This is a genomic window from Nostoc sp. DSM 114159, from assembly GCF_053470285.1.
Window position 1 is genome coordinate 320,401 of record NZ_JBPFEH010000001.1, and the last position, 25,599, is coordinate 345,999.

General features: G+C 42.7%; 22 protein-coding genes. 11 read left to right on the top strand and 11 right to left on the bottom strand.

What is annotated here, in order from left to right; all coding sequences use genetic code 11:
• Positions 1–74: 74 nt before the first annotated feature.
• Positions 75–470, bottom strand: a complete 396-nt coding sequence (locus ACR5KR_RS01220; protein WP_448265149.1) for a tetratricopeptide repeat protein — start codon at positions 468–470, stop codon at positions 75–77.
• A 975-nt stretch (positions 471–1,445) separates the two neighbouring features.
• On the opposite strand from ACR5KR_RS01220, the gene ACR5KR_RS01225 reads away from it, so the two are divergent.
• On the top strand, positions 1,446–1,664 hold the full coding sequence (locus ACR5KR_RS01225; RefSeq protein WP_012407469.1) for a DUF4327 family protein: 219 nt from the start codon (positions 1,446–1,448) through the stop codon (positions 1,662–1,664).
• Positions 1,665–1,755: 91 nt separating this feature from the next.
• On the opposite strand, the gene ACR5KR_RS01230 is transcribed toward ACR5KR_RS01225, so the two are convergent.
• From ACR5KR_RS01230 to ACR5KR_RS01240, 3 genes are all read right to left on the bottom strand, one after another.
• Positions 1,756–3,042 carry a protein kinase domain-containing protein gene (locus tag ACR5KR_RS01230; RefSeq protein WP_448265151.1) on the bottom strand — a complete coding sequence of 429 codons (1,287 nt, stop codon included), beginning with the start codon at positions 3,040–3,042 and terminating at the stop codon, positions 1,756–1,758.
• A gap of 354 nt (positions 3,043–3,396) precedes the next feature.
• Positions 3,397–5,391 carry a serine/threonine phosphatase gene (locus ACR5KR_RS01235; protein ID WP_448265153.1) on the bottom strand — a complete coding sequence of 665 codons (1,995 nt, stop codon included), beginning with the start codon at positions 5,389–5,391 and terminating at the stop codon, positions 3,397–3,399.
• Between the two features lie 331 nt (positions 5,392–5,722).
• The gene (locus ACR5KR_RS01240) at positions 5,723–6,538 is read right to left on the bottom strand and encodes a basic amino acid ABC transporter substrate-binding protein (protein WP_448265154.1); all 816 of its coding nucleotides are present in this window, start codon (positions 6,536–6,538) and stop codon (positions 5,723–5,725) included.
• 131 nt (positions 6,539–6,669) lie between these two features.
• On the opposite strand from ACR5KR_RS01240, the gene ACR5KR_RS01245 reads away from it, so the two are divergent.
• Positions 6,670–7,872 (top strand): aminotransferase-like domain-containing protein, encoded by a 1,203-nt coding sequence (locus ACR5KR_RS01245; RefSeq protein ID WP_448265155.1) that lies wholly within the window; start codon positions 6,670–6,672, stop codon positions 7,870–7,872.
• Between the two features lie 126 nt (positions 7,873–7,998).
• Here the strand turns inward: ACR5KR_RS01245 and ACR5KR_RS01250 are convergent, their stop codons facing one another.
• The 4 genes from ACR5KR_RS01250 to ACR5KR_RS01265 form a co-directional block, all read right to left on the bottom strand.
• Positions 7,999–8,454 (bottom strand): hypothetical protein, encoded by a 456-nt coding sequence (locus ACR5KR_RS01250; protein WP_445628114.1) that lies wholly within the window; start codon positions 8,452–8,454, stop codon positions 7,999–8,001.
• 365 nt (positions 8,455–8,819) lie between these two features.
• Positions 8,820–9,446, bottom strand: a complete 627-nt coding sequence (locus tag ACR5KR_RS01255; RefSeq protein WP_322670449.1) for a J domain-containing protein — start codon at positions 9,444–9,446, stop codon at positions 8,820–8,822.
• 376 nt (positions 9,447–9,822) lie between these two features.
• Positions 9,823–10,431, bottom strand: a complete 609-nt coding sequence (locus tag ACR5KR_RS01260) for an ATP-dependent Clp protease proteolytic subunit (protein ID WP_322670450.1) — start codon at positions 10,429–10,431, stop codon at positions 9,823–9,825.
• Between the two features lie 139 nt (positions 10,432–10,570).
• The gene (locus tag ACR5KR_RS01265) at positions 10,571–11,233 is read right to left on the bottom strand and encodes an ATP-dependent Clp protease proteolytic subunit (protein WP_445628113.1); all 663 of its coding nucleotides are present in this window, start codon (positions 11,231–11,233) and stop codon (positions 10,571–10,573) included.
• Positions 11,234–11,471: 238 nt separating this feature from the next.
• Here ACR5KR_RS01265 and ACR5KR_RS01270 point away from each other — a divergent pair, with 238 nt between their 5' ends.
• The 3 genes from ACR5KR_RS01270 to ACR5KR_RS01280 all read left to right on the top strand — a co-directional run bounded on the left by ACR5KR_RS01270 (position 11,472) and on the right by ACR5KR_RS01280 (position 14,390).
• Positions 11,472–12,728: a vWA domain-containing protein gene (locus ACR5KR_RS01270; RefSeq protein ID WP_448265156.1), complete on the top strand. Its 1,257-nt coding sequence runs from the start codon at positions 11,472–11,474 to the stop codon at positions 12,726–12,728.
• A 12-nt stretch (positions 12,729–12,740) separates the two neighbouring features.
• Entirely contained in the window at positions 12,741–14,021 is a 1,281-nt protein-coding gene (locus tag ACR5KR_RS01275) for a vWA domain-containing protein (RefSeq protein WP_448265157.1), read from the top strand.
• A 144-nt stretch (positions 14,022–14,165) separates the two neighbouring features.
• Positions 14,166–14,390 (top strand): hypothetical protein, encoded by a 225-nt coding sequence (locus ACR5KR_RS01280; RefSeq protein ID WP_448265158.1) that lies wholly within the window; start codon positions 14,166–14,168, stop codon positions 14,388–14,390.
• A gap of 81 nt (positions 14,391–14,471) precedes the next feature.
• On the opposite strand, the gene ACR5KR_RS01285 is transcribed toward ACR5KR_RS01280, so the two are convergent.
• Entirely contained in the window at positions 14,472–15,053 is a 582-nt protein-coding gene (locus ACR5KR_RS01285) for a hypothetical protein (RefSeq protein WP_448265159.1), read from the bottom strand.
• Between the two features lie 175 nt (positions 15,054–15,228).
• Between ACR5KR_RS01285 and ACR5KR_RS01290 the strand changes: the two genes are divergently transcribed.
• Positions 15,229–16,310, top strand: a protein-coding gene (locus tag ACR5KR_RS01290) for an IS630 family transposase (protein WP_448265160.1) whose coding sequence is annotated in 2 segments (ribosomal slippage) — positions 15,229–15,703 and positions 15,703–16,310 — 1,083 coding nt in all. Because the reading frame shifts where the segments join, the coding sequence is not laid out codon by codon here.
• 535 nt (positions 16,311–16,845) lie between these two features.
• Here ACR5KR_RS01290 and ACR5KR_RS01295 read toward each other — a convergent pair.
• Complete coding sequence (locus ACR5KR_RS01295) at positions 16,846–17,088, bottom strand: DUF433 domain-containing protein (protein WP_448265161.1); 243 nt, start codon at positions 17,086–17,088, stop codon at positions 16,846–16,848.
• A gap of 253 nt (positions 17,089–17,341) precedes the next feature.
• Positions 17,342–18,763, bottom strand: coding sequence for an esterase-like activity of phytase family protein (locus tag ACR5KR_RS01300; protein WP_448265162.1), 1,422 nt, complete (start codon positions 18,761–18,763; stop codon positions 17,342–17,344).
• Positions 18,764–19,423: 660 nt separating this feature from the next.
• Between ACR5KR_RS01300 and ACR5KR_RS01305 the strand changes: the two genes are divergently transcribed.
• From ACR5KR_RS01305 to bioU, 5 genes are all read left to right on the top strand, one after another.
• Positions 19,424–22,447, top strand: a complete 3,024-nt coding sequence (locus ACR5KR_RS01305; protein ID WP_448265163.1) for a bifunctional YncE family protein/alkaline phosphatase family protein — start codon at positions 19,424–19,426, stop codon at positions 22,445–22,447.
• A gap of 95 nt (positions 22,448–22,542) precedes the next feature.
• Entirely contained in the window at positions 22,543–23,070 is a 528-nt protein-coding gene (locus ACR5KR_RS01310; RefSeq protein WP_448265164.1) for a PEP-CTERM sorting domain-containing protein, read from the top strand.
• A gap of 83 nt (positions 23,071–23,153) precedes the next feature.
• On the top strand, positions 23,154–23,540 hold the full coding sequence (gene gloA2, locus ACR5KR_RS01315; protein WP_448265165.1) for an SMU1112c/YaeR family gloxylase I-like metalloprotein: 387 nt from the start codon (positions 23,154–23,156) through the stop codon (positions 23,538–23,540).
• Positions 23,541–23,584: 44 nt separating this feature from the next.
• The gene (locus ACR5KR_RS01320; protein WP_448265166.1) at positions 23,585–24,238 is read left to right on the top strand and encodes a CatB-related O-acetyltransferase; all 654 of its coding nucleotides are present in this window, start codon (positions 23,585–23,587) and stop codon (positions 24,236–24,238) included.
• Between the two features lie 282 nt (positions 24,239–24,520).
• Positions 24,521–25,540: a (S)-8-amino-7-oxononanoate synthase BioU gene (bioU, locus tag ACR5KR_RS01325; RefSeq protein WP_322684543.1), complete on the top strand. Its 1,020-nt coding sequence runs from the start codon at positions 24,521–24,523 to the stop codon at positions 25,538–25,540.
• Positions 25,541–25,599: the final 59 nt, after the last annotated feature.

Consider the following 25,599-nt stretch of genomic DNA (forward strand, 5'->3'; position numbering starts at 1 on the left):
TATAATTTTGGATAGGTAGTATAATTAGACAATATCAATTAGTTTTTTGGGGCTATTGATCTAGCGATCGCTATTTACTTCTCCTTTCCCTCTTGCTTCTTAATCTTCTCTAATACAACTTTGTAATCCTGCCGATCGGGGTGCAGCTTCACTAGCTTTTCCAAAGGTTCCATCGCACCTTTCGTATCCTTCAATTGCAACCGCAGCACAGACAGTTTCTCTAAAGCAAGTTGGTTTTCTGGTTCCCGTTGTAAAACTAACTCGTAGCCTTGCGCCTGTTGCTGTAATAGTGACTCAGGAGAAGCAGACGCATTTGCTGGCTTAGGTTGAGTAGCCTGTTGGATTGCTGGAATGACTGCAAATAACGTAGAACCAAAAAACGAGAACATCGACACTATCGTGAGAATCTTTTGTCGCCGCTGAATCTGCTTTTTGTGGGCGATTAGGTATTCTTCGTCTGAACCAGCCATATCTCACGTACTTGCTGCGGTAAACACTTAAGTATCAGCAAGCCTCCGTTCTGAGGATACCCATCCGCTCAACAGAAACTAACATCCGCGCTAAAAATTTTTTACACAAACTTCAAATGCTGACTCTGAAGACGAGAGAACCTTATGGTAAGCCTATGCTGTAGCAACAATTTTGCCATGCGTAGTTTACCGCCGTAGGTCTTACCCTGAGCCTGTCGTACCCCTCCGGGGAAGCAAGCTACGCGGAGCGTCTCGTAGAGAAGGGCATTGCTCCTATACCTCAAAGCAAAACCCTACCCTGTGCCCTAACAGGTCTTATTCTCTGAGCAAAACATAAAAATTATATAAAGATTTGCAATTATTTCGCCTAAAGCCAGATGTTTGCGATAATCTAAATAACATTTAAATCAACACAAAGAATAAACATTTCTACTCAATTGCAAATTTCGCTGTCAGTTAAAAACTTTCAAATTAGCTCGTATCCTATAGCTACTGCAACAAGTAAGCATATTTTTCCTAATTTAAACAAACAGAATTTTCTTAGTAGTCCTCAGTCACACTACTTAGTGGAACTTCCCTGAGGACTAATTATTCTGCTCGGCGTTCACAATAGATATCTTACGAAAGGTAGTGTTGCACTGTTGCAAAAAAAAGGTAGACGTAAAGAAGAAAAACAAAAGGGGCAAAAGTTAAAGGAAAAAGGGTAAACATAAACATCCCTTACTCCTTCTCCCAAAACTTTTGTCTGACTTCTGCGAAAAGTTTAAGGACTGCTTGGTAAAATTGGGATTTTCTGGTGGTAATTACCGTACAAAACCGAATTTACCAGTAACTTAGTAGAGTTTGTTATGGTATAGTTAAAAAGTTAAGACTAGCTTTACCAAATTAAACCACTCTACGGGCCGGCAACAATTGCAGAATGGAAAGCAGTTTTAATTAAGCATTTACCCACAAAATTAGAATTCAATCGAGGTTATGACTCAGCAAGTGATTCACCCAATGGTGAAATTGCAGCGCAACGTGCAATCACTCATAGAATCGAATATTATCAAGCCAAGCGATAGCATCTGGAAAATCGCTCTGCTCTATGGTAATGAATGGCAGCACTGGAAACAAGAACTGCTTGACTTTGGCTTTAGTATGCAAGACCCAGTTAGTGAATTGCTAGCTGTAGAAACTTGGGATGAAGAGTAGGGAATAGGGAATAGGGCATAGGGAATAGAAATTTTTAATATTCACCACTCCCTAGACGCGATTAATCGCGTCTCTACATACTCCCGATTCTCTAAACTTTGCAAGCAGCCAAAGCCGCAGCCAATTCGTTTGCATGTTGATAGCGATCGCGTGGCAATGGTTCTGTAACCCGATCGATAACATCTCTTAATTGGGAACTAATGGTGGGAACTTTGGCCACATCAAACCTGAAGTTTCGCCCTCGTTGGCGGTAATACTTGAACGGGTTTTCGCCTGTGAGCAGAAAAATCAGCGTTGGCCCAATTGCATACAAATCAGATTGAGTCAAAGGTTGTCCTCGTTCTTGTTCGGGAGCGCAGTAACCTTCTGCACCAATTCGAGTACCGGGCGCTGTGCCAATTTCCTTAACTGCGCCAAAATCTAACACCACTATGCGATTTCCTGAACTTCGCACCATTAAATTGGCGGGTTTGATATCGCGGTGAATCAGTGGAGGCTCTTGGCTATGAAGATAGTCCAAAATATCACAGGTTTGGATCATCCAAGCGATCGCTTGGTTTGGTGTTACGGGGCCAGTGGTATAAACACGTTTCTCCAAATCTTGTCCGTGGATTAGTTCCATTGCCAAGTATTTTTTTCCGCCTTCTACAAAGAAGTCATAATACTTGGGAATTCCCGGATGGTTAAGGGATTTGAGAGTGTGCGCCTCTCGCTCAAATAACTCTTGAGCTTTGACAATTTTTAGCATGTCAGCATTCATTTGCTTCAACACCAGCAGTTGTGGCACACCCGCAATCAGACCAGCCTCATCCCAAGCCAGATAGGTAGTACCCATACCTCCTTGTCCAAGAGTTCGCAACACCTGATAATGGCGAATTCTCTGTTGGACTGAGAGAGGTTGACCGCAGTGGATGCAAAACAGATTGTTTGGGGAGTTGCCTTCGTGCGTGCAAGTAAAAGATAAATTTGCCAGATTTCCTGCTGAGTAAAGTGTCTCAGCAGCGTTTTCTTCTGTCCCTTGTATTTGTTGCTGCGATCGCAAACCAGTTTCCAGTACTGTTACCTGCTGAATTTGGAATTGCAATATTGGGCCTCCCTGTGCCAATTGCAAAAGGGAATTATCTGGTAACGGACTCTGAAGTACAAGGATACCGTTGAGAAAAGTGCCATTTGTACCTTTACTAATCAGCTGCCAAGCATCGCCATTGCTAGCGTCACCGACTTTTCTCAGTTCTAGATGATGTCGCGAAACTAAACTATCATTTAAAACAACGTGATTATCTGCCGCTCGACCAATCCGAATTATGGAGGAGTTCTCAAAGCTCCACTGCTGGAGGGGTGTTTTCTGTTGCGGTTCTAACAGGGTCAGACTAACCACAATACAACCTACAAGGTAAATGGATTAGGGAATAGGGATTGGGGATTGGGGATTGGGAATGGGGCATTGGGGATTGGGGATTGGGGATTGGGGATTGGGGATTGGGGTAGGGGAGTAGGGGAGACAAGGGAGACAAGGGGACAAGGGGGTAAACAAAACTCCTAACTCTTAACTCCTAACTCAGCACTCATTACTCATTACTCATTACTCATTACTCATTACTCATTACTCATTACTCATTACTCCCCTGCTCCCCTACCCCAGTCCCCAGTCCCCAGTCCCCAGTCCCTAGTCCCCAGTCCCCAGTCCCTAGTCCCCAGTCCCCAGTCCCCATTCCCTATTCCCCATTTATTTTTAACTTTCTAGATTTGGACGTACTTTTGCCCGAATAAGTATACCAGTAATATTGTCGTGACCGTTGTGTTGATTTGCCAAATCAATTAATTCTGTAACGCCCCGTTCTAAGTTAACACCAGAACTAAGTAAGGGTTCTAAGTGCGTCTGCCAATGGGTTTCTAGTAAATCATTATCTGATAGACCGTCTGATGCCAACAGCAGAAGAGTGTCTTCGTTGATGTCGAAAAAGCCAACGTCGGGATTAATCGAATTTTCATCACGAGGCCCCAAGGCTTGGGTGAGTTGGTAGGCATCTGGACGGGCGTAAGCGATGCTTGCTTCCACTCCTCGATTTATTTCCCGTTGCCCAACTTCGTGATCTACTGTGACTTGTTCTAGTCCCTGCTTACGCGTCAGGCGATAGAGACGGCTATCTCCCACATGAGCAACTGCTGCTTGAGTATCTTGAATTAAAAGCATTACTAAAGTTGTACCCATACGCCCAACTCCAGAACGGGCATCTTGTTGATTGAGCTTGTAAATCGCCTCATTAGCTAAATACACTGCTTCACGAATACTATCTTCTGTTGGCAGCTGGTTGGCAATCCAGTGTTCTTGAAAGTATTCCCTTAGGGTGTTGACTGCTAACTCACTGGCTATCTCGCCGCCAGCGTGTCCACCCATACCATCACAAAGAATATATAAACCATGCCCTTCTAAAACTCGACTTTTAGGGAACTCCAGTTTCTGAATTTTGGTTTCAATGCCAAAGCAGTCCTCGTTATGATGACGTTGACGCCCCACATCTGTGCGTCCTGCATCTTCTAAGCTACTTAACTGCATCGCCAGCACCACAGTTGCCATATCATCAGTTTTGCTAATGATATCTTCTGACTCATCTGATTGCGGGGTAGTGGACACAGTAGTATTGTTCTCCTTTATTGGGGGCAAAGTTGCGCTTCCTAGTGCTTCCAGTTCAATAGAAATTTCCTCCAAACGCGATCGCAATTGGGCGATCGTCTGAATCTTACCTACCTCTAAATCCCCCAACATTTGGACTACGGAGCCAAATTGAGTCCGTTGCGATTGTCTAAATAGTGCTTGCCAAACCCTTCCCAAAGCTTGGATAGTTAACGGTTCCTCTGGAATGGCAGATGTTTGGCGAGGGGCATCTTCTAACGACTCTGTGGCGGATTGAGAATTCGGTGATTCCACATACAACCTTTGTAGTGCCAACGTTTGGTCTTCATCCAATCGCAAATTCGACAAATCTAAAAGGCTTTGACGACAATTTACTGGTTCCAATACTGCCCAAAGTTGAACCATTTCATAACACCAGTGTAAAATTTTTAACGAACTGGTTGTTTCTTCTTGCCACAGGTCGAGTAAATACTGCCAATCCGAGCGATTTTCGATTATTAATACCTGTATATCACCTTGTTGCCATGCGTCGTGAATCGACGGTATCCCCTGCTCACCTGGGGATTGTAAAGCAATATAAAGTTTAGCAAGGCGAGGAATCTCATTCGCTTCTACTGATGGTGTGAGCAAATCTGATTCCTGATTTTCTAGGATTGCCTCAATCGGTGATATTTGATACGGTCGGCAGTCTAGAACTCTCACACCCACATCAGTAATAATGGCAGTTTCCGTTTTAACAGGTAGCGCATCTAATAATTGATAGCGTTCTTGGGAGTCTAAATAGGAGCCTAATGTAATTTGAGAACTAGGAGATACAGGAGATGAGGAGGGTATTGCTTGTTCATCTCCCTCACCTCCCACATCTTGGACATCCCCTTCTCTTCTCAAAGCTTCCCCAGTCGTTTCTTTAGCAATAATTGCCCAAAACACTGTTCCACATTCTGTATCACAGTTATGACAACATAATACATTCACAGGTACATCATCGGTACCGCATTCAGGACAAACCTTGTGAGTCAGGGACGTGCCACAGTTTTGACAGAATTTGTTGCTATTGGGGTTTTCAAATTTACACTGAGGGCAAATCAGCATAGTGGAAGTTCCTTTATTCCCATTCGTTCCAAGGTGCTTCTAGCCACTAACATCCAAGGTGCCACAATTGGCTGTCCCTGACTACAGTAGATTGTAGTCGATCAATGAATTTTGGTGGCAGTATTAATTGTGACGCATATTAGATAAATATTTCATATATTGGCAGTTAATTCCTTAGAAATGGGGAACAGGGAAGAAGCAGGGGAGCAATACTGCTCGGTTAAAGGGAAAAGGGTAAGGGGAAAAGGATTGGAAGGCTCGATAATATATAAGGTTTTTTCCCCATTCCCCTTTCCCCTTTCCCCGTGCCCCTTTGCCCAATCCCCAATTATCAAGAGTCTGGCAATTGTGGAGGTTCAGCGTCAAACCATTTTTGATAAATTTGCTTGTAAGTGCCATTGGATAACAAAGTTGCTAAACCTTTGTTGATTGCATCCAAATGCGGTGAATCCTTGGGCGTAGCAATCCCGTAGTATTCTTGGGTGAGCAAATCCGCAACAACTCTGATGCCTTTGAGTTTGCCATTTTTAATCGCATACAAAGTAGCGAAAGCATCGCTGATCGCGGCATCAACGTTGCCATTGAGTAAGTCTTGGAAAAATTCTGGCCCAGAATTAAAAGTGCTAATTTTGGCGTTGGGGATGGTTTTGGCAAAATCTGCCCCAGTGGAACCAATTTGGACAGCAATTTTTTTACCTTTGAGACTATTGAAGTCTTTAATATTTTGATTGTCTTCGCGGACAGCGATCGCAAGTCCGGCTTTAAAATAAGGTCGTGAAAAAGCAATTGTTTTCAGGCGTTCGGCGGTAATCGTGATTCCGCTAATTGCGGCATCAACTCTTTTAGCTTCCAAAGTTGAGATCGTGCCATCAAAGGGCAGACTTTCAAACTGGATTGCAAAACCTGCTACTTTAGCGATGCCTGCGGCGGGCGACGCCAACGCATTCATCAAATCAATATCAAAACCTTCTAACTTACCGTCAGCTGTTTGAAATTCAAAAGGGACAAAGGTGGGGTCTGTGGCCACCTTGAGAATTTTAACATCTGGGCTAGTAGTGGGATATAAACTTTGACAGGCAATAATTAGTAGTAGACAGCCGAAGCTGAGAATTAGCTGCTGCCACTTGAAGTTAATTAATTTCACCATAGTAATTTTGTTCTAGTCATCAATTTTTACGATACTTGTCAAGATGTTATAAGAAAGAATACATACGTATGACTTTTTGCTAATTGCCTTTGTGTGTGTTCTATATTCTGACTCCCAATTTTTAATCGCTTATGGCTTCTACCACTTCTGCTTACCAAATTGCTGATTTGTTCGCCGAAAGAGCTAGAAATCTGACACCACCAACTTACGGCACTGAGTTAACCAAAATCATCACCGTCAGCTTTGCCTATGGTTTGGCTGACCCAATTCTCTTTCCTCATGCTGATTTGTCGGCTGCAAGTGCTGCTGTACTGGCAGAAGAAGCTCCGCTCGCTCTCAATTATGGGCCACCTTCAGCCCAACTTTATGAACAAATAATCCTCCGCTTGCAGGCTCAAGGAATCTCTGCCAATCGCGATCGCGTCATTATTGGCTACGGTTCCGGTCAGATTTTGGGCTTGCTACCAGATGTGTTTCTCGAACCTGGTGATGTGGTAATTGTGGAAGGGCCAACCTTCTTGGGAGTAGTTAATAGATTTGTCCAGGCTGGCGCCCGCCTGATTACCATTCCTGTAGATGAGATGGGAATGGATGTAGATGCGTTAGAAGAAACTTTAAGCGACTTGAAAAAACGGGGGATTCGACCCAGGTTTATTTACACTATCCCTACTTTTCATAATCCCACAGGCTCTACTATGCCGTTATCTCGTCGCCAAAAACTGGTAGCGTTAGCGGCTGAGTATGGCGTGTTGGTGGTGGAAGACGATGCTTATAGCGATTTGCGCTTCCAAGGCGAAGTTGTGCCATCCTTAGCAAGCCTTGACAAGGAGGGGTGGGTGTTATACGTAAATACCTTCTCGAAAATCATTGCGCCTGGTATCCGGCTAGGCTGGGCTTGTGGCGATCCAGCAATTATTGAGCGGTTGGCAATGTTCAAAAGTGAAGGGCCTGTGGGGCCGTTTGTCAGCCATGTGGTTGGTCGCTACTGTGCTACAGGCAAACTAGATCGTCACATTCAGGAGCTAATCGCCTGCTATAAACATAAGTGTAATTTGTTGTTAGAAGCGATCGCTCAAGAGTTTCCCAGTGATGTAGTTGCTTTGCGACCAGATGGTGGCTTTTTTGTCTGGTGTAAATTACCGCCAGACATCAGCGCCAAAGCACTCCTAATTGCTGCCAATGAACATGGCATCAGCTTTCTCCCAGGAACTCGCTGCTACGCCAATGGACAGGGAGATGATGCCATCAGGTTAGCTTTTAGCTTTCAACCAACTAAAAAGATTGTCGAGGGAATTGCTACCTTGGGAGCAGTGCTACGTGAATGGCAGCGATGATCGTACCAATTTTAGATTTTGTGGAAAGTCCGATCTAAAGAAATCTCCGGTCAGACTTTCTTTCCTTACGAGCCGTAGCAATTAGCAAACCGCTCTCCCTTTTCTACATCCTGTGAAAAGTCACGCTTAGTACCAGTTAGTGCGGGTAACAACGGTTCCGGTGCCGCAGACTAGGGCCGCGCGGGAGAGGCGGCCACTGAGGTTATTGCCGACCTTGGTGTAGGCAAAGTTAATGCCCGGATCGACGGTTTCGCCAACATAGTCCCAGCTGCTGGGGTTGGGGTTACTGCTCCGGGTGCGATCGAGGTAGACCTTGCAGTAAGGCGGCGCGTTGTCGATTCGTGCGAATGAACCGCATTGGCCGCTGTAGAAGTACTTCAGCGTTATGTTGCTTCCAGCCCAGGTTGCCTTCTTGCTCTGCTGGAGGTTGTAACGGCAGGGCGTGGACTCCGGGTAGCGACCTTCATAAGGGTAGCTTGGATAGCCCGGACTGTTGAACGGCGCAGCCTGAGCAGCGGTCGCAAATGCTAGCGATGTGGAGATGAATAGACCGAAAACCCTGGTGATTGTTCTGATCCCCATGAGTGGTTTCCAAATTCAATTTTATATTTATCTATTAGATTAACTGTTTATAGTAAGTAGGCAGAAAAATTTCTAAGTATGTAACAAAAATCTAAAGTAATTAATCCTCTTTAATTACTCTGAAAAAAGAAAAATAAGAGCGTATTTTTCAACTGTAGATAAAGTGATAATTGAAGCGTTTATTTTCTAATAGAATCCTACAATTAAGGTTTTTGGTAAAAGTTTTATACTCAGAACTAGCCTTTTCAAGGTGACTCAGCATTTTTTGGGAATTTATTTAACTGCATTAGTCGCAGATAACACAGAAGTAAGAAGAATTATTGTCCAAAAATTTTACCTACCTTGAAAGGGCTAATTTTGAATCTTTAAAAAATTTGCTCCAAGCGCTGGAAATCACGCTGGACTTCATACCAGAGACTTTTATTATGAGGGTCTGTTTTCAAAGCTTTTTTGAGATAAATTCTGGCTTTGAGTAGTTGTTTTTCGGAAATTAGCGCTCGTCCCCAAATTTGATAGGCGATCGCTAACCATTGGCGGACTTCTGCATCTGTTGACAAACGATCTGCTAAAGCTTCCGCTAGGGCGATCGCTTGCGGAAATCGTTTTTCTTGCAAAAATCGCTGCAATTGCTCATAAGTCTTCCACTTCAGCCGTTCTTCTATTTCCAACAGATTCGGCGGCTTTGGTTTTCCTGATTCTTGGCTTGTCACCGTTGTTACTGGTGTTTTCTGCCTATGCGTTGCCTTAGCGTCATCACGCCCACCAGATGTTGATACCTGAGTTGAATGTGCCACAGTTTCCTCTGGTAGTACCACTGTCATCAGGAGTTTGTACGCTTCTGTCAAGGCAATAAACTTATCTTTGGCTTTGTTGTCATCTGGGTTGATATCGGGATGATATTGCTGCGCCAGTCGTCGGTAAGACGCTTTGATGTCAGCAAAAGAAGCTCCCGATCTTAAACCTAGTAAACGGTAGCAATCTCCAAGATCCATCTTGAGCTATCAGCTATCGAATATTTAGCTATTGGCTATTATCTGTCAGTATCAGCTTCAAGCCCGGACTATTAATGATAAGGGCTAATTTTCTATTTTAAAGTTCAATGTTGACAGTTTATTCATAAAAGGGCATGGGGCATTGGGCGTTAGGAGTACTGTTAGCGATAGCGGGGCGTTTAGCCAGTGCTGAGTGCTGAGTGCTGAGTTAGGAGTTAGGAGTTAAGAGTTAGGAGTTTTGTTTATCTCCTTGTCCCCTTGTCCCCTTGTCCCCTAATTCCCTCACTCCCTCACTCCCGGTTGGTGAGCGCAGTCGAACCACATCTCCCTGCCCCTCTGCCCCTCTGCTCCTCTGCTTTCTGCCCCTGCCTTCCTACTAACCAGCTACTACAGAGGTTCGTTCTTCAATCACACGGTCAATTAAACCGTATTCTTTTGCCTCTTCGGCAGACATGAAAAAGTCACGATCCATATCTTTTTCAATTTTTTCTATGGTCTGACCTGTTTTATCAGCATAAATGCCATTGAGCTGGTGACGAATCCGCAGTATCTCTCTAGCTTCAATTTCGATATCGGTTGCTTGTCCACGGGTGCCACCTGAAGGCTGGTGAATCATAATCCGTGAGTGAGGCAATGCTAGGCGTTTGCCTTTGGTGCCAGCTGCCAGCAGGAAAGACCCCATTGAAGCAGCTAATCCCACGCAAATAGTCACTACATCTGATTTAATATGTTGCATGGTGTCAAAAATAGCCATGCCAGATGTAACCATTCCACCTGGGGAATTGATGTATAAATAAATGTCTTTACCTGGATCGTCTGAGTCCAGATACAGCATTACTGCGATAATTTGATTGGCAATTTCATCATCAATATCACGCCCCAAGAATATAATCCGTTCTCGGTAAAGGCGATCGTAGATGCTAATCCAATCTGTATATTGTCCACCGGGCATCCGGTAAGGAACTTTAGGAACGCCTATAGGCATAATTTACTCCGTTTTTAATAATTTGGGGGCGGTGGGAGAGTTAGGAATAACTCATGACTCCTAGAAAGACTTGGGTTAATCGCGTCTCTACTCAGCACTCAGCACGGGCTAAACGCCCCGCTGACGCTAACAGCACTCACTAGAGGACACTGGCCGGGAGTGGGGGATTGGCGAGTTCTTCTTTCTCAAAAACTCGGTCAATTAAACCGTATTCCTTCGCTTCATAGGGTGTTAAATATAACAACCGATCCATGTCTTTAGTAATTTTTTCTGGAGCCTGTCCAGTGGTGCGATGTAAAATATCAACTAAGGCCCCTTTATTTACCAAAACTTCCCTAGCGCGAATTTGAATATCCGTTGCTTGACCTTGGGCGTAGCTCTTAGGCTGATGCAGGATAATCGAGGAGTGAGGTAAACTAGCGCGGCAACCTTTTGTACCAGCACTGAGTAGCATCGCTGCCATTCCCATTGCAGAACCGACGCAGATGGTGTGGATAGGAGGCTTGATATATTTCATGGTGTCATAGATGGCGAAGGCTTCGGTTTCAAAGCCAATGGGATCGCCACTGTAACCGGAAGTGCCGGTGGAGTTGATATAGATTTTAATCGGTTTTTCGGGGTCGTCGGATTGCAAAAACAGCAATTCGGCCACGATTAATTCTGTGACAGCAGGCACCAGAGGCATCCCAAGATAGACAATTCGTTCCTTCAATAAAAGGGAAGGTAAATCTGGCGGCGGTGTTCGGTAAAAGTTATCGCCGTAATATGGGGCTTGAACAGCCTTAATTGGGGAAATGTCCATAGCAACTGATCGCCTGAAACTATGCCGTTAACTGTAATACATCCTAGCGCGATGCACGCTTCCCTCAAGGTGCGGATTTCTCCCTAATGCTGAAGGCGGCTTCGCATCTGCCAATGCTTGGCTTCTAAGATATTCTGATTATATTAGTGTATTTATGTTGGATAAGTTTTCCGTAGAGCTAAAGTAGTGCTTTGAAGTTATTTTTTAATATGTATATCCTGAATAGGGACTCTGAGTTATGAAGGTTAATTTGCAGCCTGCCTTGAATGATGGTAATTTGGACGCAAATCAACTGAACAGTCAACGTCAGTTGGGAATTTCGATTTCGGCGATCGCAGAAAATCAAGACCGCCATGTACCCCTGAATTTATGCTTAATTCTCGATCATAGTGGTTCGATGAATGGGCGATCGCTAGAAACGGTGAAAAAAGCAGCGAATCGTTTGGTGGATAGACTCAATCCTGGCGATCGCCTCAGTGTGGTAGTTTTCGATCACCGGGCCAAAGTCTTAGTACCCAATCAAAGTGTCGAAAATCCAGAGAAAATCAAACAGCAAATCAATCGCCTAGCCGCCGATGGGGGAACTGCGATTGATGAAGGGCTGCGCTTGGGGATTGAGGAGTTGGCGAAGGGCAAAAAAGATACTGTTTCCCAAGCTTTTTTATTAACCGACGGGGAAAATGAACACGGTGATAACAATCGCTGTTTGAAATTTGCTCAATTGGCTGCTAGCTATAATTTAACTTTAAATACTTTGGGATTTGGTGACAACTGGAACCAAGATGTTTTAGAAAAAATTGCCGATGCTGGCTTAGGTACTTTATCTTATATTCAAAAACCCGAACAGGCTGTAGAAGAGTTTAATCGCCTGTTCAGCCGCGTTCAAACAGTGGGATTGACTAATGCTTATCTGTTATTCTCCCTGATGCCCAATGTCCGGTTAGCGGAACTCAAACCCATCGCCCAAGTTTCCCCAGACACAATCGAGTTACCACTGCAACAAGAAGCTGATGGACGTTTCGCTGTGCGGTTGGGAGATTTAATGAAAGATGCAGAACGAGTAATCTTAGCTAATATTTATTTGGGACAATTGCCAACAGGTGAACAAGCGATCGCTAATGTGCAAGTCCGCTACGACGATCCAGCCGCTAACAAAGTAGGTTTAGTTACACCAAATATCCCAGTTTATGCCCATGTAGTCAAAAATTACCAAGCAGACCCGAATCCCCAGGTGCAACAGTCTATTTTGGCATTAGCAAAGTATCGCCAAACCCAGCTAGCCGAGACGAAATTACAACAAGGCGATCGCTCTGGTGCGGCGACAATGTTACAAACGGCTGCGAAAACTGCCTTGCAAATGGGAGATACTAATGCAGCGACAGTGTTGCAAACTTCTGCCACCCAGCTACAATCTGGCGGAGATTTATCCGAAAGCGATCGCAAGAAAACCAGAATTGTCTCCAAAACAATTTTGCAAGATACTCCTCCCCAGTAAACTCAAGTTTAGATGAAAGTTAAATTGCTCTCGGCGTTAAATGACAATAATGTCGATCTGGCTCAAACAACTAGCCAACGTCAATTGGCAATTACGATTTTTGCCATCGCTGGTGAGTCCGATCGAAATCTCCCCCTTAATCTCTGCTTGATTTTGGATAAAAGTGGTTCCATGCATGGACAACCAATTAAAACGGTGATTCAGGCGGTGGAAGGATTAATCGATCGCTTGAAAGTAGGCGATCGCATTTCAGTTGTGGCTTTTTCCGGCACTGCGGAAGTCATTATCCCCAACCAAGCGATTGAAGACCCCGAAAGCATCAAATCTCAAATTAAAAGCAAACTGACTGCTAGCGGCGGCACTGCGATCGCTGATGGTTTGGAACTGGGAATTACAGAACTGATGAAGGGTACAAGAGGCGCTGTTTCCCAGGCGTTTCTGCTGACGGATGGACATGGTGAAAGCGGTTTGCGGATTTGGAAGTGGGATATAGGGCGAGACGATCGCAAACGCTGTCTGAAACTGGCGCAAAAGGCTGCCAAACTTAACCTAACTATCAACACTTTCGGATTTGGCAATAGCTGGAATCAAGATATGCTAGAAAACATTGCTGATGTTGGTGGTGGGACTTTAGCTTATATCGAACGTCCCGAACAAGCTGTGGAGCAATTTAGCCGACTGTTTGGACGGATTCAATCGATTGGGCTAACTAATGCTTACTTGCTGTTATCTTTAGTGCCCAATGTCCGATTAGCAGAATTGAAACCCATTGCCCAAGTTGCCCCAGACACAATCGAGTTACCAGTGGAAACTGAAGCTGATGGTAGCTTTGCTGTGCGTTTGGGAGATTTGATGCAGGATGTAGAACGGGTAGTTTTGGCAAACATTTATCTGGGACAATTGCCAGAAGGGAAGCAAGCGATCGCGCATCTGCAAATCCGTTATGATGACCCGTTGGTTAACGAACAAGGTTTACTTTCGCCCTTGATGCCAGTGTATGCAGATGTAGTGCGGGCGTATCAACCGACATCTAATCCCCAGGTGCAACATTCTATTTTAGCATTAGCGAAGTATCGCCAAACCCAGTTAGCCGAGGCGAAATTGCAACAAGGCGATCGCACTGGTGCAGCAACGATGTTGCAAACGGCTGCTAAAACCGCTTTACAAATCGGTGATAAAGGTGCAGCGACAGTGTTGCAAACTTCCGCCACTCGTTTGCAAGCTGGAGAAAAACTTTCGGAAGCTGATCTTAAGAAAACTAGGATTGTATCAAAGACTGTTTTACAGGAATAGTAAAAATTCTGCGTTGCTGATTAGCGGTATGAAAGTTTCGGGTCAAAGCGCAAAGCGAGAAAAAATATTTTATTCCTCAATTGAGCAACAAAGTAGTCGCATATTCCTAACTTATTGATTAAAAACCAGCGAAGAGTTTGACTTATGCTGATCCAGAAGATTGTCCAAGAATTGCAAGACATCCCTGAAGACAAACTAGCAGAAATTTATGACCTAATTCACTACTTTCCGCTAGGTTTAAGTCAAGAACGTACACAACCTCTTGCGGTGAGCGAAGTCGAACCGCGCACCCCTGGTTTATTGAAAGGACAACTTGGTGATGCTTTCTTTGAACCACTGCCAGAAGATGAACTCCAGCAATGGGAATGAGCTACCTCATCGACACCCATATTCTGCTGTGGTGGCTCTTTGACGACCCAAAACTCCATGTTTTTCCATTTGCGGAGTTAGTTAAATCGGTAATACTTGTGTTGTTTCAGGAGGGCATTTAACTACATCGTTTATGTATTCTGGCCGCGAGGGTACACGCCCAAAGTCATTGCTTCTACAGACAATACTTATCAGTTTCACTTGCTTGTCCCCAGGAATGCGAACAGCAAAGCTTGCTCCAACATACCACCTAAGTTCAAAGCCAAACATACCACCACAGTCGCCTTGAACGCCATAGCTATAAACAGCATCAATGGTTGTTTTAGAGAGAATATTAGTATCTGTTTTAGTATAGTACCGATAACATATTTGTGTTCCAAAAATTGGTGGAAATGAGCCATGTTTAGTTGCTGGTTCGTCAGGAGGTATAAAAAATGTTTTGTTATTTAAGAAGTAGTTTCTTTGAGTTTTAACCTTAGATATAATATGCTTTTCTGCTTCTTCCTCTAGTCTTGATATTTTTTTATCCATCGCCTTATTTTCATCTTCCTTCTCACACCCACCAACAAAGAAACTCAGCAGAATAATGCTAAGAACTAAAAATTTTAGAGAAGGGTAAATAAATTTATTAGGATAATTACGAATCGGTTTTAACTTTCCCAAGTGTCACAGATGCTTCAATTTTTCCAACATAAAGTGAATGATCTGAAAAGTTAAATATAACTACGTGACAATATTAATGTCTATGTATGAAATCTATTATATATAGGAATCCTATTTGATTTTTGAAAAAGATTACGAGAAAATACGGCTGAGTGTACAAGTGTAAGAGTAGACAATGATAAATCAGGATCTACAAACGGCAACACTGCCTGAGACAGTGGCGACTGCGATCGCGGAGTTACAGAATTTTATCGCCACTTGTCGCGATGCCCGTGAGGCAAGAAAAGCCTTGGCAGTCAAATTGGTTTACCAAGATTACTTGTACGAAGAAATCCAAATTATTTTAGATGTGTCTTTAGGCTCGATAACAGGTTGGAAACAGGCCTACGAGCAGAATGGAATTAATGGGCTGTGGTCGAACTACAAAGGCAGGAAAAGCCATCTGAGTGTCGAACAGCGAGAAGAGGTGTTGAGTTGGCTCTCTACAAAGGACTGCTGGGAGCTGGGAGAATTGGAGCATAAACTAGCGTTTGATTATGACGTGGTTTATGAGTCAAAACAAAGTTACTATGACTTATTCGATGCAGCTGACATAAGTTGGAAGAAAACCACAAAGCTAAATCCCAAAGCCAACCCAGATGCTGTTGCAGAAAAAAAAAAGAGATTGAAACATTGTTGGCAAGCAACCGTTCCGAAATCGAAGCCGGATTATTGAGAGTATTGTTAATTGATGAGTGTCATTTAATGTGGGGAGACTTAAGCGGTTATGTCTGGGGGCGAAGTGACGAGGAAATAACGGTTCCAGTCGTAAATGAGCGAGAGAAACAAACATATTACGGAGCAGTTGACTATCTTGAACGAAAATTACTGCTTAAAGCTTACGGCAAGGGAAATTCAGAAAATACTATTGATTATCTGCAATATCTGCTAACTGAGTCTGGCGACCAGCGATTGCTGATTTTTTGGGATGGTGCTACTTACCACCGTTCCAAAGAAATCCAAAGCTTTTTAGACGAACTAAATCAAGGTTTACCACCAGAACAATGGAAAATTCACTGCGTTCGTTTTGCTCCTAATTGTCCAGAGCAAAATCCTATTGAAGATATCTGGTTGCAGGCTAAAACATGGGTTCGACGTTTTTGTGCCTTGATTCCAACATTCTCTCATTTAAAGTGGATGTTTGAGTGGTTTATTCGACACACTACCTTTGATTTCGCCACTCTTCAGATGTACGGAGTCTTTTCAAAAATCAAATAGGAGTCCTATAGTAAGCAACAATTGAAGGATTTTTGCTGAATAAAGCGATGGCTATGCCCGCCGCAGGCATCGCAAGCTAACGGCTCAACGATATACCAAAATGAATGCGGAAATTACTTAAATAAACAAGCAAACTGGGGTTTGAGAAGGTAAAAGCTCTTTTTGCTTGCGGAAAACACCAAAATGAGAAAGCAAACTGGGGTTTGAGAAAGTAAAAGCTCCTTTTGCTTGCGGAAAACACCAAAATGAGAAAGCAAACTGGGGTTTGAGAAAGTAAAAGCTCCTTTTGCTTGCGGAAAACACCGAAATGAGAAAGCAAACTGGGGTTTGAGAAAGTAAAATGCCATTTTGAGTAAGCAATATGCCTTTTTGCTTATTAAATATGAAGTTTTGAGAAAGTAATATGCCTTTTTGCTGATTGAATATAAATTTAAGTTAAATATGCGAAAGTTTAGACATCCGGCAACAACGGTAAACGATGGTGTCGATACCTGCATCACTTAGCAATGTTGCCTCAGAGGGTGGTAATCCTTGCTCAAGCAACAAATTCGTAGCGGTTAGATAGTTCAATGAGGCGATCGTCCAAGTAAGACGATTCAAAAATTAAGGCTTGTTGAATATCTTCATCTTCTAATTCGGGAAACTCTTGGCGCAGTTCTTCTCGATTAGGGTAGGTGGCTAATAACTCAATCACCCGACGAACGGTAAGGCGAAGATTACGGATACAAGCTTGTCCATTCATGCGATTCGGATTGCTGGTGATGCGATCTAATTTCATGCCATTGCTTATTTTAGTTTCTTACTTACGCCCAATTTTATAAGCAAATTTCTAACATTATTTAGGCATTATAGCGGTTTCCACATGGGTAAGGTACACAAAAAAATAATTAACTACAAATAAACGATACATCGAAATAAATGCATGACTTACTTAAATAAACTAGCAAACAAGTGAAATTAGTAAGCATGTAGAGTAGGCATTTTGCCTACTCTAACAGCTTCTCATGATTAAATATCAACTCAACCGAATATCAATCATCACCTTTGCTATCCTCGTCTTCCCCTTTGATCTTTTGCGCTACGAAACCCGGCAGATCGGTACTGTCAACCGCAAAAACGAAAAATTTGTTTGGGTTGTCAACACTTGTTGAATGGTAAGTATCCGGTGCTAAAATACCTAGAAAATCGTTGTCATTGGCGATGAATAATGTATGCTTTTCCACTCCGTCGATCTTCACATCTTTTCCGAAAGCCAAACCTTCAAGCTTGGCAGGAATGTCCTCTTCTTTGATGCCGTTTTGAGTTAGTGCAGCTACCACATCAAGGAATAGGGTCTTGCTTACTGCCTTACCAACAAGGTTGTTTTCCCCGGTGATATTGCTTACTTCTTGAGCATTCGTCAGATCGATCCGATAGATTTTCTTGAAAGCAGCCTTGGAGCCGTCGCCAAACCCCTTGCCATCGCGTTCATCTACTAGGAATTGGCGATCGCTAATGGCTAAAATCTCACTAACTGTAGGATACTTCGGTTTAGCCGCCGTACCAATATTATCTAGCTGATAGGCGTATTCCTGAGTAGCACCTGTGGCAATGTCAATTTTGACAATTCTGGTATAAGCACCATTAGTCCCACCGTCCTGGAGTAGGGGACTTTGCAAAATGCCAAACAAGGTTTTACCATTGGGAGTAATTGCCAGTCCTTCCATACCTTTGTTCGCAACCCGACCGGAGGTGTTACCACTGATCTCTGTATCACTAACGGGACTCAAGTTGCTGACTGCAAACTTGCTAGGTAGGTTAAAGACCCCGATCCGCTTACCTGTATTGCGGTTGAATTCATATACATAAGGGCCATATTCATCCGAGATAAATATTTGCTCTCCACTATTGGATACACGCACCCCTTCAGGATCGAAACGCGCATTGTTGGAATATGTGGAGATTTGGGTGGGGTTGAAGTTGTCTGAGCGTCCAGTGAAATAGTTTTTATTCTTGGTATTTAAGGCTGGTACACCGCTAGGTACACCCAATCCCGCACCACTTCCGTAGTAAAGAGGGTCTTTGCTAAACAGCAGAGTTGTGTCAATTAAGCGAGGGGTAAGGGTGAAAGGCAACGTTGATGAACCATTGCTTGGTACGAGTTTCAGTTTGATAGTTTGGAAGCGGTTGATATAGGATGCTGTGTCACTCACAGCGCTGTTGTATGAGACGGCATTTGGGCCCCGGTCTGGGATAGCGATAAAGGTATTATTGCCAGCGTAAGCTAGTCCCGACCCTAGACCACCCAAAAGGTTTCCTGGAACGCCGTTTTCCAAAGGAGCAGATGTTTCAGTGGAGCGATCGCCTATATTACCATCTAGGCTCCCAATTGCAATCAATTTAACCTCTGCATTGGCAGCAGGAGCCATTGCAAATAACACCAACAATGACAGAATAAGACTTTTGTTGAGCATATCAGTTCTCTTGCTAAAAGACAGTATTTATTAAAAAATATTGTCAGTTTTTTTACTTTTTTAGTATCTATTATCAGTAATTAAGCAAAAGTTAAGCTTAGATTAAATAAAAATATTAAAGTTTGTATAAAACCATTACTAGTAGCAGTCAAAATCTGCTATCGAGAAACGGATAAAAACTACGTTATATATAAAAAAATGGTCAAGATAAAGTCTAAAATGGAAAAATTAAATAATTAAAATTCAAAAGTAAAATTAACAATTCAAAATTCAAAATATTAGCAATTAATTCAATACAGGTCAGTTAGTGTCAAAAACCTTAAAATGTGTAGGTTGGTTTGAGGAACGTAGACCCGAAGGGGCTTCTCGAAGAGTAACCCAACATTTTCGGGGCTTTGTTGGGTTGCGCCTTGCTTAACCCAACCTACAATTTTCCTTAACCCAAGCGTATTGGCAACTAATTTTATAAGCTTCAGAAATAAAACTGGATTTCGATATTTCCACTCAGCAACGTCAAAAAAGAAATAAAATGTTTCACAAACTTAACTAGATACAATTTGCTACTACCAAAATATAACCAAAAATTATTCATGGCTTAACCATTAACCATAAATATCTGTATTTGAATAGTTATGGTTCTCCCTATTAGAGAAAAATTGCATGAAAACTAGTAGAAACCAAGGGTATCTATTAAGTCTTTTGCTGGTAAGTAGCTTGAGTGCAAGTATCCAATCAGCTAGTGCTGGAACTACCAGACCTGTTGGTAACATAAAAGGTGGAGCAGCTTTGCTACCTACAGGTCAAATTATCACGCCCGCAGCAGCACCAGGCTCGACGTTTGCACCTTTAGGAACTGGTTTGCGTACAGATGATAATGCTGATGCTGCCGAAGCCGTAAGCACAGCCCTTAGTCCTGATGGAAAAACTTTACTGGTTCTTACTAGTGGCTATAACCAAAACTTCAAGGATGAAAATACAGGTAGTACTTTCACTTATCCTGTATTAGACCCGCTAACTGGTAAGCCAAGTGGTACAACAACCCCAAAAGCAGAATGGGTTTTTGTATATGATGTGACTAGCGGTAAGTTAGTTAAAAAACAACAAATTAATATTCCTAATACCTATAACGGTTTGGCTTGGGCTAAAGATAGCTCGCGCTTCTTTGTCTCAGGCGGGATTGACGATCGCGTGTATGTTTATGCGTCTAATGGTAGTCAGTACGTACCAGATGCTCCCTTTATTTTACTAGATCACAATTCTGACCAAACTGCACCCTTCCCTAAATACGATGGTGGTTTGTTGAAGGATACACCAGCTAAGGCTGTGAGTACAGGAGCAGTTGTAGCGGGTATTGCAGTTAGTAAAGATGGCAAGACCTTAGTAGCTGCAAACTTTGAGAATGACTCTATATCAATCGTTGACACTCCTACCCGTAAGGTAATTAAAGAAATTAAGTTCTTTAGGGCAGGTGATAAAATAGCAACTGGTGAATTTCCTTTTGATGTCGCTATCAAAAGTACAGAAAAAGGTCAAGCAGCTAAAGTTTTTATTAGTAGCCAGCGCGATGACGAAGTAGTTGCTGTTGAAATTGCTTCTGGAAAAATCACTCGTATACCAATAGGTAGTCAGCCAAACAAAGTACTGCTTTCGGCGGATCGAGATCGACTATATGTAGCTAATGGTAATGATGACTCAGTTTCAGTCATTGATACAAATAACAATCGGGTTGTCCAAACCATTTCTCTGTCTCGCCCTGGCGATCAATACAAAGGTGGCAATCCCAACTCTTTAAGTCTCAGTCCAGATGGAGGAACACTTTATGTTACTCTAGGCGGCGAGAATGCGATCGCTGTTGTAGATTTGCAAACTGGTCGAGTGAATGGACGCATCCCCACTGGCTGGTATCCAAATTCTGTAAGTGTTAGTCAAGATGGTCAAAGACTTTACGTTGTCAATGCTAAAAGTAATTCCGGCCCCAATCCCTCAAACAGTCGAACGACACCAACTGGACTTGCACGTAACACTAATTTTAAAAACGATTACACCTGGGCTTTAGAAAAAGCTGGGATCTCAATTATTCCAGTGCCAAGTAGCAGTACTTTGGCTATGCTTTCAACGCAGGTAGACAAAAACAACGGTTTTTACAATCGTCGTCCTGACCGGATAATGAGGTATTTACAAGGCAAAATTAAGCACGTTATCTACATAGTTAAAGAAAACCGTACCTACGATCAGGTACTCGGTGACTTACCTATCGGTAATGGCGATCCTGCACTTACCTTGTTTCCCTACAAGATTTCACCCAACCATCACAAGCTGTCTCTTGGTTTTGCAACTTTTGATAACTTCTATGACAGTGGTGAATCTAGTGGAGTAGGTTGGAACTGGTCTACTTACGGTCGTACTACAGATTACACCGAAAAAACTCAATCAGTTCTTTACGGTAACGCTGGCTTTAACGGCTTAACCTACGATTACGAAGGTACAAATCGGAATATCAGTCTTGGACTACCGCAAACTTCCTCGAATAACTCGCCAATCAATACCCGGATAACAGGAGTTTTAGATCCTTCTGGGCAGTCTTCCATATTACCTGGAGACAGAGATGTTGATGCTCCCGAAGGAGACGGTAATCTCCAACCGGATGCCATTGGTGGTTATCTGTGGGATACGGCGCTACGTGCTGGCAAGACTGTACGCAATTACGGTTTCTTCGTTGATAACGGAATTCCTTACACCACTACTCAAACCGATCCAACTAAACCCGATCCGAAAAACCCAGCTTATATCCCCATTTCCGCAACTCCTTACGCTGACAAGATTCCTCAAGCTCCCGTTACTAAAACTGCATTGTTGGATAAAACCGATCTTTACTTCCGCTCATTCGATCAAAATAATGCCGATATTTATTTGTACAACGAATGGGAAAGGGATCTTCAGCAAAATGGATTACCCAATTTAATGCTTGTGCGTTTATCTCACGATCATTTTGGTTCTTTTGGCACTGCTTTATTTGGACTAAATACTCCTGAATTGCAAATGGCAGATAATGACTATGCTATTGGCAAACTGGTAGAAAAAATTTCTCATCTGCCGGAGTGGAAGGAAACAGCAATTTTCATCATTGAAGATGATTCTCAAAATGGCCCAGATCATGTTGATTCCCATCGTTCGTTAGCCTACGTTATTTCGCCCTACACAAAACGGGGTGCCCTCGTTAGCACTAACTACAACACCATAAATATATTGCGGACGATAGAGGATTTGTTAAATATTAATTATTTGGCAATTACTGATGCTAATGCCGAACCAATGTCAGATGCCTTCACAAGACAACCGAATTTTGAGCCTTACAAAGCTATTGTGCCAGGTAATTTGTGTGCTAAACCTGTAGATCCGAAACTAGTACCAGCTTGCCAAGACCCCAATGTTGAAAATACAGCAGCTGTGCCGATTCTAAATGATGCAAAATGGTGGGCTGCTATAACCAAGGGTTTCAATTTTATCGGTGAAGATAACCTTGATGCAGAAGAATTTAACGAAATTCTTTGGGAAGGAATTAAGGGTGATAATATTCCTTATCCTGAAACACGTAACGGTAAAAACTTACGCCAAAACCGCGAGCAACTTCTAAAAAATTGGCAATTGAGTCAAACGAATAACTCTACTGGCGCTAATAAGTAAGTCTTAGACGTTTGGTGAAAACGTAGAGATGTAGCACTGTTACGTCTCTACAGAGTTTAAATAGTTGATTTATTTAATGCAACAGGAAAATTGAGATGAAATTGTTTCAAAAATTAGCGATCGCTACTAGTCTGATTCTGGGTTTAGCTACATTAACCACTAAATCTGCATCGGCTGCAATTATTAATTATGCGTTCAATGTTGATAGTTCTACAGCTAAAGGTAACGGTCTATTTAGCTTTGATGACACAACTTTCAGTAATGATAATATCCCAGTAGCCCCAGTTCAATCGCTAAGTTTTCAATTCGCTAATGACCCCAATATTTACACCGCAAAGGATGATGTTGAATATCCAGATTATCCGGTTGCATTTCCAACTGTATCCTTAGCAGATAACGCACCTATTGGATTGCTGTACAGCTTCCTTGACAAAGCTAATCCTGACAAAAGTTACGAAATTGCTGGAACATTATTTTCTGTCTCTTCTGAAACTTCCGATTCCGGTATAGTTTCTTATCGACAAGTACCTGAACCTAGTACTTTAGGTAGCACACTTCTTCTTGGCACTATTGGCTTGTTCATGAAAAGAAAGGTAAGATCGATCAAAAACATTAAAGCTTAACCTCGACTTAAGAGGGTGTAATATGGTTGGGTTCCCACCTGCGTACACTCTCTTAATAATTGTATTAAAAAAGCAAAACTCCAATGAAAACCACTGGTATCCATCATGTAGCGATTATTTGTTCTGACTACGATCGCTCCAAAGCATTTTATGTCGAAACTTTAGGCTTTTCGATTATTCAAGAGACTTTTCGCGCCGCCAGAAATTCTTATAAATTAGATTTAAAAGTTGCAGAAAATACTCAAATTGAACTATTCTCTTTCCCAAATCCTCCAGAACGACCTAGCAAACCAGAGGCTTGTGGTTTAAGACATCTTGCTTTTCAAGTTGATGATGTAGAGGAAACTGTTTTTTATTTAAAATCAAAAGGTTTAGAGGTAGAAAATATCAGAGTTGATGAAATTACAGGCAAGAAATTTACTTTCTTTAAAGACCCAGATAATTTACCATTAGAAATTTATGAGCATTAAAATTACTTCTAGCCAAACTTCTTATCACTATAGATAATCAAGTGATGTCTACGATGCTCGAATATACTTCTCCTCCCATTTGGCTAAACGCTCATATTCAAGACCCGCGTATCAAAGTTGGAGATTACACCTACTTTGATCGGCACATCAGTTTGGCAATATTTACCCCAAAAGATCGGATTGAGATCGGAAAGTTTTGTTCTCTGGCTAAGGATATCGTTATTTTTGGTGGAGGAAACCACATTATGACAAGAGTAACGACATTTCCTTTCAAGTGGTTATCTGCGGAAGCTTCTCCAGAAGAACGTTACACCGATGCATCTGCTTGCGGGGTGACGAATATTGGCCATGATGTTTGGATTGGGCATGGAGCAACGATTTTGTCAGGTGTGAAAATTGGGAATGGTGCAGTTGTGGGCGCACAGGCTGTTGTTGCTTGTGATGTTCCTGCGTATGCAATTGTGGTCGGTAATCCAGCTAAGATAATTCGGTATCGGTTTGAGCCTAAAACAGTAGAACGGCTGCTAGAACTATCTTGGTGGGATTGGGAGTCACACAAGATTGCAGCTAATTTAGATTTGCTATATACCAACCCGGATGAATGGCTACCAGAGATCCAGTTGAAACAGCCACAAGCAGATGTATTGAAATTGATCGGGATGCCGCCATCAGCAGAACACAGAACAGATAGGTATTGAGCCGAGGTGGCACTTCCACATCCTAGACATCTAGCACCAGTCTAATTGCTGTTTATTATTGCCAAAATTTCTATATTAATAACTATGCCTATATTCCCAGTCAAAAAACTCAAAAGCGATCGCAAACACATAAATATCTGCAATATCCAGCCAAAGAACCCAGGATAATGAATCATAATTAATCTCTATAGCTTTGAGTTATCAGCCATCAGCCACCAGTTACCAGCCGGAAGCTGAGATGCCGAATAATCAGGGCTTTGGATTCAACTTAACGAATTGACTATGAATTCTGAACAAATCAAAAATTCTCTAAATATTTCGCCAGCGATACGTGTGGGAGTACTGGGTTTCGGCGGACTCGGACAAGCAGCCGCCAAAGTAGTTGCTGGCAAACGAGAAATGATTTTAGTCGCAGCAGCAGATCAAAAAGGTTACGCTTATGCTGCTGAAGGTTTAAATACTGAAAAATCTGTTGCAACCTATCAGTCTCAAGGTTCGGTGGGTTATTTAGAGCCAATTGGTACATTAACAAATCAAAGTATTCAAGATTTAATCGAAATAGCTGAAGTAGATGGGTATTTTTTGGCTTTACCCAACCTGCCAAATGATTTTATTCCCAATGTCGCCAAGGAATTTATCAAATCTGGTTGGCGTGGGGTACTAGTAGATGCAATTAAACGCACCACTGCTGTAGAACAACTCCTAGCGATGAAAGAGGAACTGCAAGCCGCCGGGATTACCTACATGACAGGATGCGGTGCTACACCTGGACTGTTAACAGCAGCAGCAGCTTTAGCCGCCCAAAGTTACGCCGAAATTCATCAAGTTGAAATTACCTTTGGGGTGGGAATTGCTAACTGGGAAGCTTACCGCGCCACTGTTCGGGAAGACATTGGCCATATGCCTGGTTACACAGTAGAAGCTGCTAGGGCGATGACTGACGCAGAAGTAGAAGCACTACTAGATAAAACTAATGGCGTGCTGACCTTGAAAAATATGGAACACGCTGATGATGTGATGTTAGAAGTAGCGGGGATAGTAGGACGCGATCGCGTTACAGTTGGTGGTGTAGTCGATACCCGCAATCCCAAAAAGCCCCTCAGCACCAATGTGAAGGTAACAGGGCGTACCTTTGAAGGAAAGATTTCCACCCATACCTTTACTTTGGGAGATGAAACCAGCATGGCAGCAAATGTCTGCGGCCCTGCTTTCGGCTATCTCAAAGCTGGTAGACAATTGCACCAACGCGGCATCTATGGAATATTTACCGCAGCTGAAATTATGCCCCAATTTGTTAGGTAAATAGGGAATGGAGACTGGGGAGCAGGGGAGACAAGGGGACAAGGGGGACAAGGGGGAAT